The sequence below is a fragment of the Apibacter adventoris genome, assembly GCF_002964965.1.
Lineage (GTDB): Bacteria > Bacteroidota > Bacteroidia > Flavobacteriales > Weeksellaceae > Apibacter > Apibacter adventoris.
Genome location: NZ_PSZN01000017.1, coordinates 46,445 through 62,139, shown reverse-complemented (window position 1 = coordinate 62,139; position 15,695 = coordinate 46,445). Strand labels below are relative to the sequence as shown.

The following is a 15,695-nucleotide window of genomic DNA, read 5'->3' as shown; positions in this document are numbered from 1 at the left end:
AAATAAAAAACCGAAAGATCAAACTTTCGGTTTTTTTATCTATTTAACAGAGAGATTTATTTTTTAATAAACTTGTAATTTTTACCCTTAATTCTTAAAAAATACAGATTAGGAGATAAATCGGAAACATTAATAGAAATAATATTTTCTACCCTGATAGGAGAACTTTTAACAATTCTACCATTTCTATCATAAATAGTTAGGTTAGCATGTTCCTTTTTATCAGAATATATTCCTTTTATATAGATGATATCCTCAACAGGATTAGGATATAGTATAACAGAGTTATTATTTTCTGTATTAGGAATTTCATTGTCTAGCAGAGTATCTGATATATTAATATTTTTATATGTAACATAATTTCCTTCCACCTTTAGTGTATAGCACTGGTTAACATCAAAATTACCTTTTTTATCATAAACTTGCACATAATAAGTATCAGGTTTTAAAGTTTTATAGAAAACGGATTTATTTAATTTTTTCTTTCTAGTACTTTTTCCAATTCTTTTGTATGAACTGTTATATACTATAAAATTATAATCCTTAAATAGATTTTGTAGAGTAACCGTTATGCTAGATTTACTATTCAGGATGAACTTATAATAATCTTTATCTGAAGCAGAACCGATTCCTGCGGAATAATCAATATTAGAATGAATAGTTGTCGCTTGTGCAAAAGAATCATTAGGTTCATAACTAGCAATACAAGGGGCTTGTGTCGGTATAGTATTAAAATTAGCTTGAGAATAAAGCGAAGTATTGGAATCTAGACAATTAGACCTGACTCTCCAGTTATAAGCAGTATTAGCTATTAATCCTGAAAGGGTTAGGGTAGTGGAATTAGTAGCAGCGTTGGCTATAGTCCAGGTAGAAGCAGAAGCAGTTTTATATTCCACTGTGTAATTTTGCGCTCCGTCTACCTCTTTCCAGCTGAGAACGGCATTGATATCAGTAATATTTGAGGTAGAAAGTGCGGTGGGTTTAGAACAGGTGTAAGATGAAGGATAAATATTGATAATTACGGCTTGCCTTCCGGTATAACCTTTAGGATTAGTTATCTGATAATAACCGTTAGAACTTCCTCCCCAACCAAAATTAAAATGAATCAGATTGTTGGCATCATATCCATCAGCAATAAATGCATGTCCACCCGAAGAGGACCTTCCGGAAAAATAGACAGGATAACCTTTGGCTAACTGATCTTTAACCAAATTTATCCATTTAATATCACTTGCATAGTCAGATCTATATTCAATATCAATATCCGAGCTATATTTAAAGTAATTTATTAGAGCAAAGGGAACCTTTTTACTATATGCTCCGGAACCGTTCGGACCATATGTCATTTCAACAGAGATTCCAGCATGAAGCATTAGAGTAGCTACAGCATCAATTTCTGCGTCAGTAGATGATGATGAAAGTGAATTAGGCATTGTATCCCAGAGATAAGTAGCATTTTCAAAATCAGCAGTTAATGTTTTCCCTTTCCAGTCATACTTAGAATTATCAATAGTATAAGTATAAGTTCCGTTTCCTTTAACCGGATAATTCCAGTATTTCATTATTTGAGCCATGGCCGTAGCAACACATCCCGTAGGACAAGATTTATCTTCATAGGTAAGAGGTACAAATTTATTATAGTAAGGTCTTTGTTTCCAAGTGGTTTCAAGAAGGGGTTCAACATTTTCAGGATATGATAATTTGGCTTTTTTAGTTGAAGGAAGTATCTTCCCATCAAGTAAAGCTTCCCACTCTTTTATAATTGATACGTGATCTTCTTCATTAATGATTTTTTTGGATTTGTTTTTCCTTAAATATTCGTTGGCAGCCTGAAACTCGTTAAGAATGTATAAAAACTCGGGCGATATTGGCTCTTCTGTAGAAAAAGAGGAATCAAAAGAATAAGCTAAAACTGGATGATTCTCTTTTTCGGAAGAAATAATACAAAATCCTTGTCCATTATTGGCATCGAAAACGTAAAAACCATTGAAATTTTTATCAATTTGAGCTGTAATATTAGTTAATTGAACTTCCTGTGACCTTTTTATTTCAGATTTTTGGCTAATAAAGTTTTTTGCTACTATTCGGGCGGTTTCTTCGGAAATGTTTTGTCCCTGAAAATAATAGGAAATAAAAAATCCTAAAATAATGAAAATAGATTTAAATTTAATCATAAGGTAGTATTGTTTAAAAAATAAAAAAAATATTCGATAAATATTCAAAATATAAATATTATATATTCTAAACTTTAAAGTGAAGTAGAATAAGAAAAAATCAGAACTATTTTAATATCAAGTTAAAGTAGTTGTTTTTTTAATATATAATAAAAAATAGATTTATGTCATAAATATAATGTTTATAAAATTAGTTTGTGCAAATATATAAAAAATTAATTTATATTTATTTTTTCGAATAAATGGAAAAAGTGTTTGAATGTAAAGTATTGGATATTAATTATAAAAGCTAAAAATTATACAAAAAAAACCGAAAGATATTTCTTTCGGTTTTTTGTTTGTTTAACAAGAAATTTATTTTTTAATAAACTTGTAATTTTTACCCTTAATACTTAAGTAATACACATTAGGAGATAAATCAGAAACATTTATAGAAATAACATTTTCTACTTTGGTAAGGAAGGATTTAACAATACTTCCATTTCTGTCGAAAATTGTTAGGGTTGTATGTTCTTTTTTATCAGAATATATTCCTTTTATATTGATGATGTCCTCAACAGGATTAGGATATAGTATAACAGAGGTATTATTTTCTGTATTAAGAGGTTCATAAGTTGCTATATTAACATCCTTATTAATAGCATTAGTAGTCTGTATTTTCAAATTATAACATTGATTAATATCAAAATTGCCACGATATCCGTAAACATAAATATAATAAGTACCGGGTTCTAGATTATTAAGAGTAATAGACTCATTAGAAGTACCTCCGTTAGTACTATATCCTATTTGAGCTTGCGAACTATTATATAGGATTAAGTCATAGTCTTTAGGAAGATTTTGTAAAGTAACTGTCACGTTGGATTTACTGTTTAGAGTAAACTTATAATAATCTTTATCCGTAGAGGAACCAATTCCTGCAGAGTAATTAGTATTAGTATTAATGGTTGTAGCCTGAGCAAAGGAATCATTAGGTTCGTAGTAAGTAATACAAGGAGCTGCTACCATTTTTGCCTCTACTTTGAGGTTATAACATTGGGTAATATCAAACCAACCACCATATCCGTAAACATAAATATAATAAGTACCGGGTTCTAGATTATTAAGAATTACGGACTCATTAGAAGTTCCTCCTTTAGTACTATTTCCTATTTGAGCTTGTGAACTATTATATAGTATTAAGTCATAATCTTTAGGAAGATTTTGTAAAGTAACCGTCACATCGGATTTGCTGTTTAGAGTAAACTTATAATAATCTTTATCCGTGGTGGAACCAATTCCTGCAGAATAATTAGTATTGGTACTAATGGTTGTTGCTTGGGCAAAAGAATCATTAGGTTCATAATTCGAAATACAAGGGATTTGTGCCGGGAGTGTATTAAAATTAGCTTGAGAATAATCCGAAGTATTAGAACCTTGACAATTAGTCCTAACCCTCCAGTTATAAGCCGTATTAGCTACTAATCCTGAAAGGGTAAGGGTAGTGGAATTGATAGCAGCGTTGGCTACAGTCCAGGTAGAAGCAGAGGTTGTTTTGTATTCCACTGTGTAATTTTGCGCTCCATTAGATGCATTCCATTTAAGAACAGCACTGCTGGAAGAGATATTTGAGGTAGAAAGTCCCGCAGGAGTTGAACATGAGAAGGAAGGAGGATAAATATTGGTAACTACGGCTTGCCTTTCGGTATATCCTTGTGGATTTGTTATTTGATAGTATCCATTAGCATATCCCCCCCAACCTAAATTAAAATGAATCAGATTGTTACTATCATATCCATCTGCGACAAATGCATGTCCTCCGGTAGAGGACCTTCCCGAAAAATAAACTGGATAACCTTTGGCTAACTGATCCTTAACCAGATTTAGCCATTCAGTATCACTTGTATAGTTTGATCTATACTTTATTTTACTATCTATGCTGTATTTAAAGTAATCTTGTAGAGCCTGGGCAACATCTTCACTATATGCCCCGGAACCGTTTGGCCCATACATCATATCAACAGAGATTCCGACATGAAGCATTAAAGTGGCTACAGCATCTTTCTCAGCTTCAGTTGATGATGAAGAAAGAGAATTAGGCATAGTATTCCAAAGATAGGTAGTATTTTGGAAATTAGCAGTTAATGTTTTTCCTTTCCAGTTATAATTAGAATTACTAATTGTATAAGTATGTGTTCCATTTCCTTTAACAGGATAATTCCAGAATTTCATTATTTGAGCCATGGCAGTCGCTACGCATCCTGTATAGCAAGATTTTCCCTCATAAGTAAGCGGTACAAATTTATTATAGTATGGACTTTGATTCCAAGTGGTTTTAAGAAGGGGTTCAACTTTTACAGGTTGTGAGATTTTAGCTTTTTTATTTAAGGAAAAAGAATTCCCGTCAAGTAAAGCTTCCCATTCTTTTTTAATTAAAGCATCGTCCTCACTAATGATTTTTTTGGATTTGTTTTTTCTTAAAAATTCATTGGCTGCCTGATATCCGTCAAGAATGTATAAAAACTCGGGAGATATTGGTCCATTAGTAGATAAGGAAGAATCAAAAGAATAAGCTAAAACAGGGTGGTTTCCCTTTTCAGAAGAAATAATACAAAATTCTTGTCCATTAGCGGTTTTAAAAATATAAAAACCATTGTACTTTTTATTAATTTGAGCAGTAATATTAGTTAATTGAACTTCCTGTGATCTTTTATTTTCAGATTTTAGATTAAGAAAGTTATTTGCCACCATTCGGGCAGTTTCCTCGGAAATGCTTTGCCCCTGAAAATAATAGGACAAAAGCAAACCTATAACGATAAAAATAGATTTAAATTTAAACATAGATTTATAATATTTGTTAAAATAAAAAAATAATCAAAATGTAATTAGTATTCTATACTTTAAAGAGAAGTAGAATATGAAAGATCTGAACTATTTTAATTTAAAACTAAAAGTAGTTGTTTTTAAGGTGTTTAAATATTATATAATTATATCATAGGCATAATATTGTATGGGGTTAATATTGGATAAATTTATAAAAAATAATTTAAAAAACAACTATTCAAACTTAAATTTTATATTATGTGATTAATTTAGAATGAAATTTTATTCTATATATTTAATTTATGAGATGGGTTTGTTTATTAATAAAGTTGTGAGTAAGTGTTTTATATAGTTGTATTGTAAAATTTGAAAGATGAAGATTTTAATTCATATTTATTATATAAAAAAACCGAAAGATTGATCTTTCGGTTTTTTTGTTTGTTTAACTGAGAGATTTATTTTTTAATAAACTTGTAATTTTTACCTTTAATATTTAAGTAATAGACATTAGGAGATAAATCGGAAACATTTATAGAAATAATATTGTCTATCTTGATAGGAAAGTTTTTAACAATTCTACCATTTCTATCATAAATAGTTAGGTTTGTATGTTCATTTTTATCTGAATATACTCCTTTTATATTGATAATATCCTCAACAGGGTTAGGATATAGTAGAACAGAGTTATTATTTTCTGTATTAGAAATTTCATTGTCTAGCAGAGTATCTGATATATTAACATTTTTATACGTAATATAATTTCCTTCCACCTTTAATGTATAGCACTGATTAATATCAAAATCACCTTTTTCACCATAAACTTGCACATAGTAAGTATCAGGTTTTAAAGTTTTGGAAAAAACTAATTTATTTAATTTTTTCTTTCTAGTACTTTTTCCAATTTTTTTGTATGAACTGTTAAATATTATAAAATTATAATCCTTAGGAAGATTTTGTAGAGTAACTGTTACGTTAGATTTACTATTCAAAATGAAATTATAATAATCTTTATCTGATGCAGAACCGATTCCTGCAGAGTAATCAATGTTAGATTGAATAGATGTCGCTTGTGCAAAAGAATCATTAGGTTCGTAGTTGGCAACACAAGAAGCAATTGCAGTCGCCTCAGCTTTAAGTGTATAGCATTGGGTAATATCAAAATTACCATTATACCCTTCTACAACTACATAATAAGTACCCGGCTCTAGATAATTAAGAGTTACGGACTCATTAGTAGTTCCACCATTAACACTTTTTGCAATTTGAGCTTTTGAACTGTTATATAATACTAAATTATAATCTTTAGGAAGGTCTTTTAATGTTACATTAATATTGGACCAATTGTTGAGGGTAAACTTATAATAATCTTTATCCGTAATGGTGCCAATGCCTGCAGAGTAATTAGTATTGGTATTAATGGCTGTTGCCTGCGCAAAAGAATCATTAGGTTCGTAGTTGGCAACACAAGAAGCAATTGCAGTCGCTTCAGCTTTAAGTGTATAGCATCGATTAATATCATAATTACCATTATATCCTTCTACAACTACATAATAAGTACCTGGCTCTAAATAATTAAGAGTTACGGACTCATTAGTAAATCCTCCATTAACACTTTTTGCAATTTGAGCTTTTGAACTGTTATATACAACCAAATTATAATCTTTAGGAAGATCTTTTAAGGTTACATTAATATTGGACCAATTGTAGAGGGTAAACTTATAATAATCTTTATCCGTAGCGGAACCAATTCCTGCAGAGTAATTAGTATTGGTACTAATGGTTGTTGCCTGGGCAAAGGAATCATTAGGTTCGTAGTTGGCAATACAAGGAGCAATTACAGCCGCTTCAATTTTGAGATTATAACATTGGATAATATCAAAATAACCGTTATAACCGTAAACCATTACATAATAAGTACCAGGGTCTAGATAATTAAGAGTTATGGATTCGTTAGTATTTCCTCCATTAGTACTTTTCCCAATTTGAGCATTTGAACTATTATATACAATTAATTCATAATTTTTTGGTAGATTTTGTAGAGTAACCGTCACGTTAGATTTACTGTTTAGAGTAAACTTATAATAATCTTTATCTGCGGAGGAGCCAATTCCTGCAGAGTAATTAGTATTGGTATTAATGGCTGTTGCTTGGGCAAAAGAATCATTAGGTTCATAATTGGCAATGCAAGGAGCTGCTAAAGTGATTGCTTCAACTTTAAGTTTATAACATTGGGTAATATCGAAATAACCATTATATCCTTCTACAACCACATAATAAGTACCTGGTTTTAGATTGTTAAGAGTAACGAATTCATTTGTAGTATTATTGGCAGAACTTAATCCAATTTGTTCTTTTGAACTGTTATACACAATGAAATTATAAAACTTAGGCAAAATTGGCATGGATTTATAATTCTTAGAAAGGTCTTGTAAATTAATGGTCACATTAGAATTATTGTCAAGGATAAATTTATAATAATCTTTATCTGAAGTAGAGCCAATTCCTGCAGAGAATTCAGTATTAGTAGGAATAGGTGTCGAAGCTGTAAAAGAATCATTAGGTTCATAGTTTTCGATACAAGGAGCAATTACAGTTTCTTCAACTTTGAGGTTATAACACTGAGTAATATCAAAAGCGCCACTAGCTCCATATACATATACATAGTAAGTACCCGGGACTAGATAATTAAGAGTTATGGATTCGTTAGTATTTCCTCCATTAGTACTTTTTCCAATTTGAGCTTTTGAACTGTTATATACAAATAATTCATAATTTTTTGGTAGATTTTGTAAAGTAATTGTCACGTTAGATTTATTGTTTAGTGTAAACTTATAATAATCTTTATCTGAAGCGGAATTGATCCCTGCAGAGTATTCTGTATTAGTAAGAATAGGTGTCGAAGCTGTAAAGGAGTCATTAGGTTCATAGTTTTCGATACAAGGGGCCGGTAGTATAGTTTTAAAATTAGCTTGAGAATAATCCGAAGTATTAGAACCTTGACAATTAGCTTTGACTCTCCAGATATAAGAAGTATTAGCTACTAATCCTGAGAGCGTAAAGCTATTAGAATTAATAGAAGCGTTGGCAACAGTCCAAGTAGAAGCAGAGGCGGTTTTATATTCTATTGTGTAATTTTGAGCTCCGTTTACTACTTTCCAATTGAGAATAGCACTGTTATCAGAGATATTTGAGGTAGTAAGTCCTGTAGGGGTAGAACAAGTGATGGCAGAAGGAAAAATATTAATAAGTATAGTTTGCCGTCCGGTATATCCCCTAGGATTAGTAATCTGATAATAACCGTCATAATGTCCCCCCCATCCTAAATTAAAATGAACAAGATTGTTAGCATCATAGCCATCTGCGATAAAAGCATGTCCGCCGGTTGAAGATCTTCCGGAAAAATAAACAGGGTAACCTTCAACTAGCTGATCTTTAACATATTTTAACCAATCATTATCTGTTATTAATCCTTGATGTATAATTTCAATTTTCGGGTTATATTTAAAATGTTTTATTAAGGCTTCTTTAGCAGATGCGTCACTGGCTAAAGAAGATTCATTACCATATTTCATATTAACAGCGATTCCAGCATGAAACATTAAAGTGGCTACAGCATCAATCTCTGGTTCAGTTGATGATGAAAGTGAATTAGGCATTGTATCCCAGAGATAGGTAGTGTTTTCAAAATCTGCTGTCAATGTTTTCCCATTCAATTCAGAAAAAGTATATGTATGTGTTCCTTTTCCCTTAACAGGATAATTCCAGAATTTCATTATTTGAGCCATTGCTGTAGCAACACATCCTGTATGGGTAGGTTTATCATTAAGAATGGGGGTAAATTTATTATATTTAGGAGATTGATTCCAAGTAGTTAGAAGAAGCGGTTTAACACTTTCAGGTTGTGATAATTTAGCATTGATAGTTGAGGAAAAAGAATTTCCGTCAAGCAAATCTTCCCATTCTTTTTTAATTAATGCGTTATCCTCACTAATGATTTTTTTGGATTTGTTTTTTCTTAAATATTCGTTGGCTGCCTGATATCCGTCAAGAATATATAAAAATTCGGGTGAAATTGGTCCGTTAGTAGATAAGGGAGAATCAAAAGAATAAGCTAAAATAGGATGGTTTCCCTTTTCAGAAGAAATAATACAAAATCCTTTTTCAGTAGCTGTTTTAAAAATATAGAAACCATTGTACTTTTTATTAATTTGAGCAGTAATATTGGTTAATTGAACTTCCAAAGATCTTTTGTTTTCAGATTTTAGATTAAGAAAGTTATTTGCCACCATTCGGGCGGTTTCTTCGGAAATGTTTTGTCCTTGAAAATAATAGGACATAAAAAATCCTATAATTATAAAAATAGATTTAAATTTAATCATAAAGTAGTATTGTTTAATAAAAATTAAAAAATTATAAAAAAATATTCAAAATATAAATAATAAGTATTCTAAGCTTTAAAGAGAAGTAGAATAAGAAAGATCGGAACTATTTTAATTTTAAATTAAAGGTAGTTGTTTTTAATGAATAAAAAAATATAGAATTATGTCATAAATATATGTTTATAAAATTAGTTTGTTGCAAATATATAAAAAAATAAATATACATTTAGATTATAATATAAATATATATTTATTGTTTATATAAAGGTAAAAGATTGTAAAATAATAAAATATTATATTTCAGTTTCTTAAAATTTAGGGAGTATCTTTTAATATTTATATTAATTTAGTATATCTAATAATATAAATATAGACTGATATATAGAAATTTAAGCATGATTATAGTTTTCTTTTTATTTTTTATAAAAGAAAATGATGTATTAATCAAATTGATTTAAAAATAATAATAGGTAAGTGTAAGCTTTGATTATAATATAAATTTTAATAGTTTTAAAATGTTAATATTTATAAATGATAAATTAATTATTTACGGACAAAATAAACAAATTAAAAAAATAGAAGATGAATAGATAGTAGAATGTTTATATTTTAGTCTCTTTTATTTTTTCTTTTAAAACTTTTATTTCGTCACGTATTTTAGCAGCAGTTATAAAATCTAAATTTTTAGCTGCTTTTTCCATTTCCTTTTGCTTTTTAGAAATAATCTTATCCAAATCTACAGATTGATAATCAGGTATAGCTTCTGCCACTTGTTTTAATAATGATTCAGATTCATATTTTTCAGTAAGGACCTCTTCATTACCTATGGTTATAGAAGTAATTTTTTTATTTAAAGGTTTAGGGGTAATATGATGATCAAGGTTATATTGGTTTTGAATTTCTCTTCTTCTGGATGTTTCATCTATAGTTTTCTTCATGCTATCCGTAATTTTATCAGCATACATAATTACTTTACCATTAATATTTCTTGCAGCACGCCCTGAGGTTTGAGTTAATGATCTATGAGAACGTAAAAATCCTTCTTTATCTGCATCTAAAATCGCAACGAGCGAAACTTCCGGTAAATCTAATCCTTCACGAAGTAAATTAACTCCAACTAATACATCAAATTTACCGATTCTTAAATCTTGCATAATTTCAACTCGTTCCAAAGTATCTATATCAGAATGAATATACCTTGTTCTAATACCAAATTTTGTTAAAAATTTAGTAAGTTCTTCGGCCATTCTTTTGGTTAAAGTAGTCACTAATATTCTTTCATCTTCCTCAATTCTTTGTTGGATTTCCGCCATTAAATCATCCATTTGATTTAGAGAGGGTCTTACTTCTATTACAGGATCTAATAATCCTGTAGGACGTATAATTTGTTCCACATATATACCTTCACACTTTTGAAGTTCATAGTCAGCAGGCGTTGCACTCACATAAATAACTTGATTTTGCATACTTTCAAATTCTTCAAATTTAAGCGGACGATTATCCATGGCTGCAGGAAGTCTGAAACCATATTCAACTAAGGTTTCTTTTCTACTTCGGTCACCTCCATACATTGCGTGCACCTGGGGGAGAGTTACATGACTTTCATCTATAACCATTAAATAGTCTTGGGGGAAATAATCTAATAAACAAAAGGGTCTGGATCCGGGAGTTCTTCCGTCCAGATATCGGGAATAATTTTCGATACCAGAACAATATCCTAATTCTTTAATCATTTCCAAATCAAATTCTGTACGTTCTTTTAGTCGATGAGCCTCTAAGCCTTTGCCTATTTCATTATAATATTCTACTTGTTTACCTAAATCAATTTGTATGTTTTTAATGGCATGATTTAATGTTTCGGGAGAAGTGACAAAAAGATTAGCGGGATAAATATTAATACTTTCAAGATTATCTATAATACTGTTTGAAATATAATCTATATTTTCAATCCTTTCAACTTCATTGCCTAGCAAGTGTATCCTTATACCGGTATCGGAATAAGCAGGGAAGATATCAATAATATCCCCTTTTACGCGAAAATTTCCTCTTGCAAAATTTATTTCTGATCTTGAATAAAGGGCATTTACTAATGATTGTAATAATTTAGTTTTTGTAATATTCTGCCCTACTTTTAATGCTACTAAATTATTTTTAAATTCCTGAGGATTTCCAATTCCATAAAGACACGAAACAGAAGAAACTACCAAAACATCTCTTCTTCCAGAAAGTAATGCCGAGGTAGTGCTTAAACGTAATTTTTCCAGATTTTCGTTAATGGATAGATCTTTTTCTATATAAGTATTAGTGGTAGGCATAAAAGCCTCGGGTTGATAATAATCATAATAAGAAACAAAATATTCAACAGCATTATTAGGAAAAAATTCTTTAAATTCCATATATAATTGAGCTGCTAGTGTTTTGTTATGTGCTAATATAATAGTGGGACGCTGAATTTTTTCTATAACCTTGGCAATAGTAAAAGTTTTACCAGATCCGGTTACTCCTAAGAGAGTTTGATATTTTTCTTGATTTAAAAATCCTTTTGATAAAGAATTTATTGCTTGAGGCTGATCACCTGTGGGATTAAATGGAGAAACTACCTTAAAGTTCATAGTTTAAAAAAATAAAGTTACTGTAAAAATGTAGAAACTCATAAGTAAATCTTAATTGGTTTCTAATTTTAGAAAATGTTATATTTACAAATAGTTATAAAGCAGAAAAATAAATTATAAAATAGGTTAAATCTAAATTATATTGTTAATAATTATTTATATCAAAAAATTGTAATTTATAAGGTTAGTAATCAATTCTTAACTTATAGTTTACATTCATCCTTGTTTGAATTTTGATTTATAAAAGATTAAAAAATAAGTATTTTTTTAATAGTTAAAATTAAAGAAATAATTTTAAAAATTTATTACTTCTGAAATTAATTTATATTCAATAATGTTATTAATATTTAGACAAAATTATAATCATATCCGAAAAAGATTCTAAATAAAATGAAAAGATATAATAAATATTTAATGTAAGTTACGTTTAGTAAGTTCATCTCTCAATTTAGCAGCAGTTTCATAATCTTCACTTTCAAGTGCCTTATTTATTAATTCATTAATTTCAGTTTCTGAAAGATGTGAAAAGGTTTCTTCTAAATCTTCCATTTTAAGTTGATTTTCTATATTATCAATAGTCTTTTCAAAAGAAGAATTACCAGTGTTATTTTCTTTCATTTCCATATATACTCCTGCTTTTTTCATAATTTCTTTATTAGTATATATAGGAGCATCAAAGCGTATAGCTAAAGCAATAGCATCAGAGGTTCTGGAATCTATTTCTTTTTCCTCGTCTGTTTCCCTATTTTGAAATAAAATATTGGAATAAAAAACCCCATCTATTAATTTATATATAAAAACAGCTTTGACGATAATATGAAAGCTTTTAGCGAACGTAGTGAATAAATCGTGGGTAATAGGTCGTGGAGGAGTTATGTCTTTTTCTAAGGCTAAAGCAATAGACTGAGCTTCAAAACTGCCTATTATTACAGGAATTTTTCTTTTACCAAAATCTTCTTCTAAAATAAGAGCATAGGCTCCGGTTTGAGTTTGGCTATATGAAATTCCCCGAATATTTAATCTAATTAAATCCATATTTTATTTCAGTAAGCTATAAGTAGAAATGTAAATAAGAGTTTGCAATTTACAAATATTTTTCCTATTTTTTTGAATATTATAAAAAGTGGAATAATTAAAAAATATTTTTAATTTCAAGATTTATATTTGAACCAAAAAATTTTTTTGCAAGTTTTATAAATGTAGGGGTTAGATCTGAAACATAAAATTCATATGAAGGATTTTTATTTTCTGAAATTAATAAATTTTTCTTTGTCAAATCTTGTTTAATGTAGTTAGCTACAATTAAAGGAGAATCAATTACCTGAATTTTGTTTTTATAAAAATGTTTTACTTCTTCTAATATTATAGGATAATGTGTACATCCCAAAATTAAAGAATCAATATTTTGTAGTTTTTTATTACTTAGGTATGTTTTAAGCACAATGTTGGAAACTTCATGGTTATTATAGCCTTCTTCAATAACAGGAACCAATAGGGGGGTGGCAAGTTCTTGAACCTCAATATGATAATTTAGTTTTTTAATACTTTTTTTATAAATATGGGATAAAATAGTTGATTTTGTGGCAATAACTCCTACATTTTGATTAAATGTGAAAGCTACTTTTTCTGCAACGGGAGAAATAACATCATAAACAGGAACGTTTTTTTCTTTTGCAATTATCTTTACTTCTTTTAAAGCATTAGCTGTAGCGGTATTACAGGCAATAACTATAGCTTTACATTTTTTTTCTAATAAAAATTTAGTAATCTTTTCAGAGTACTCAATAATAACTTCTTTAGATTTATCTCCGTAAGGTAAATGTTTTGAATCTCCAAAATAAATAAGGCTTTCATTTGGTAATAGCCTCTTAATTTCTTTAGCGTTAGTTAATCCACCCATACCGGAATCAAAAATGCCTATTGGTTGACCTTCTTCTTTCATCTATGCAAAAATAAGTGATTCTGATTAATTCGTAAAAAAGAATTTTGAGATTATTCCATCTGTTTGAAATAAATAATCTGTGGCTATTTTTATTATAGAATCCTGAATAATTATTTTCTTTTCTTTTTCTAATTTTTCTAATTCTTTATAGAAATGTTGTATTATAAAAATGGGAAAATTTCTTTCAATTTCTTGTATACTTACTCCCCATATTGTTCGTAGTCCTAACATTATTTTTTCATTATAGGAATCTATTTCAGTAATTATTTCATGATCAGAAGGTAATTTCTTTTCTTGTAATGATTTGATATATTTCATATTATTTGAAATATTCCAACTCCGAATATTTTTCCCATTAAAAGAATGAGCCGAGGGACCTATACCCAAATAAGGTTCATTTTTCCAATAAGAACTATTATGAAGAGAAAAAAAATTATTTTTTCCAAAATTAGAGAGCTCATATTGTATATAATTATTTTCTAAAAGTTTCTCTCTCATTAGATGAAATTGTTGCCATTGTTTTTCTTCATCGATTTCGGGTATCTTTCCTTTTTTTATTTGAGAATCAAATACTGTTTTAGATTCCACTGTAAGCGCATAAGAAGATATATGAGGAATTTCTAATGAAATTGCTTGGGATAAATTATCTAACCAAAATTTATTTGTGGTAGTTTGCCCTCCATAAATTAAATCTATAGAAATATTTTCAAATCCTGCTTTTTTAGCATTTAAAACACAATCTTTTGCTTGTTGAGAATTATGGGCGCGATTCATTAATCGAAGGTCTTCTTCAATAAAAGATTGAATACCTATACTTAGACGATTGACAGGAGAATTGTTTTTAAGATATAATAAAAAATCTTTTGATAAATCATCAGGATTTGCTTCCAGAGTAACTTCTTTTAATTGAGAAATATTATAATTTCTTTCAATGTTCTGAAATAAAAAATCTAATTCAAAGTAAGATAATAAAGAAGGAGTTCCGCCTCCAAAATATATAGTATTAATCGGTTTATTATCTAACTCAGATTTTCGCATTTGTAATTCAGTACCTATCATTTTTATAAGTTCTGATTTATAAGTAAATCGAGTGGAAAAATGAAAGTTACAATAATTGCATTTTTTTCTGCAAAATGGAATATGAATATAGATTCCGGACATAACAAAAAAGACTTGATTTATTTGAAATCTAGGATATTATAAAATTTTGAGTATTTTAAAAACGAAATCCTTTTTCGATTAATAAATTTTTAAATTTATCATAATTATTATTTAAAGCAGATTTAGGAATAAAATTTAAAATTTTATTTTTTTGAATTAAGATAAATCCGTTTGAATTCTCTATAATCTTTTTTATATCTTCCCATAAAATTAGTGAATCAAAATTTTTTCCTGTTAATGAAATGTTTTCATTTCCAAAGTAGTAAATAATTTTTTCAGTTATTTCCGGCATTTTGGGAATTTGTATTTTAGAATAAATATAAAAAATAAAAGGATTTACAAAAATAAAAAATAAGGAGAAGACTAAATAATAAATAGGAGTAGAGACAGTATTTTCAAGATTCCAACCTAAAATATAACAACCTAACAATAATATTCCTATTATTTCAAAAAAAATGAATATAGGTTTTTTAAAAAAAAATTCCATTATTACTTTTAAATAATGTTCGGATGATACTTGGGCTTCTATTTCCATAAAATGTAAAGTTAAAAGTAATTTAAAATATTTTACAAAAATTTACAATAATATTAATTAATAAAAACATATGGGCATTTATAAGACAAG

The 15,695-nt window shown here is 28.6% G+C and carries 8 protein-coding genes; all 8 read right to left on the bottom strand.

Annotation, left to right across the window (positions count from 1 at the left end):
• Nucleotides 1-56: 56 nt before the first annotated feature.
• A complete protein-coding gene (locus tag C4S76_RS06605; RefSeq protein ID WP_105193686.1) occupies nt 57-2,174 on the bottom strand; it encodes a C10 family peptidase in 2,118 nt (705 codons plus the stop codon).
• Between the two features lie 354 nt (nt 2,175-2,528).
• Nucleotides 2,529-4,994, bottom strand: a complete 2,466-nt coding sequence (locus C4S76_RS06600; RefSeq protein ID WP_105193685.1) for a C10 family peptidase — start codon at nt 4,992-4,994, stop codon at nt 2,529-2,531.
• A gap of 437 nt (nt 4,995-5,431) precedes the next feature.
• Nucleotides 5,432-9,355, bottom strand: coding sequence for a C10 family peptidase (locus C4S76_RS06595; protein WP_105193684.1), 3,924 nt, complete (start codon nt 9,353-9,355; stop codon nt 5,432-5,434).
• A gap of 602 nt (nt 9,356-9,957) precedes the next feature.
• A complete protein-coding gene (uvrB, locus tag C4S76_RS06590; RefSeq protein WP_105193683.1) occupies nt 9,958-11,967 on the bottom strand; it encodes an excinuclease ABC subunit UvrB in 2,010 nt (669 codons plus the stop codon).
• 411 nt (nt 11,968-12,378) lie between these two features.
• Nucleotides 12,379-13,002 carry a bifunctional nuclease family protein gene (locus tag C4S76_RS06585; RefSeq protein WP_105193682.1) on the bottom strand — a complete coding sequence of 208 codons (624 nt, stop codon included), beginning with the start codon at nt 13,000-13,002 and terminating at the stop codon, nt 12,379-12,381.
• 97 nt (nt 13,003-13,099) lie between these two features.
• Nucleotides 13,100-13,909 (bottom strand): glutamate racemase, encoded by an 810-nt coding sequence (gene murI / locus C4S76_RS06580; protein ID WP_105193681.1) that lies wholly within the window; start codon nt 13,907-13,909, stop codon nt 13,100-13,102.
• A gap of 24 nt (nt 13,910-13,933) precedes the next feature.
• Complete coding sequence (gene hemW / locus C4S76_RS06575) at nt 13,934-15,070, bottom strand: radical SAM family heme chaperone HemW (RefSeq protein WP_105193680.1); 1,137 nt, start codon at nt 15,068-15,070, stop codon at nt 13,934-13,936.
• Nucleotides 15,071-15,125: 55 nt separating this feature from the next.
• A complete protein-coding gene (locus C4S76_RS06570; protein WP_105193679.1) occupies nt 15,126-15,605 on the bottom strand; it encodes a YcxB family protein in 480 nt (159 codons plus the stop codon).
• Nucleotides 15,606-15,695 lie beyond the last annotated feature (90 nt).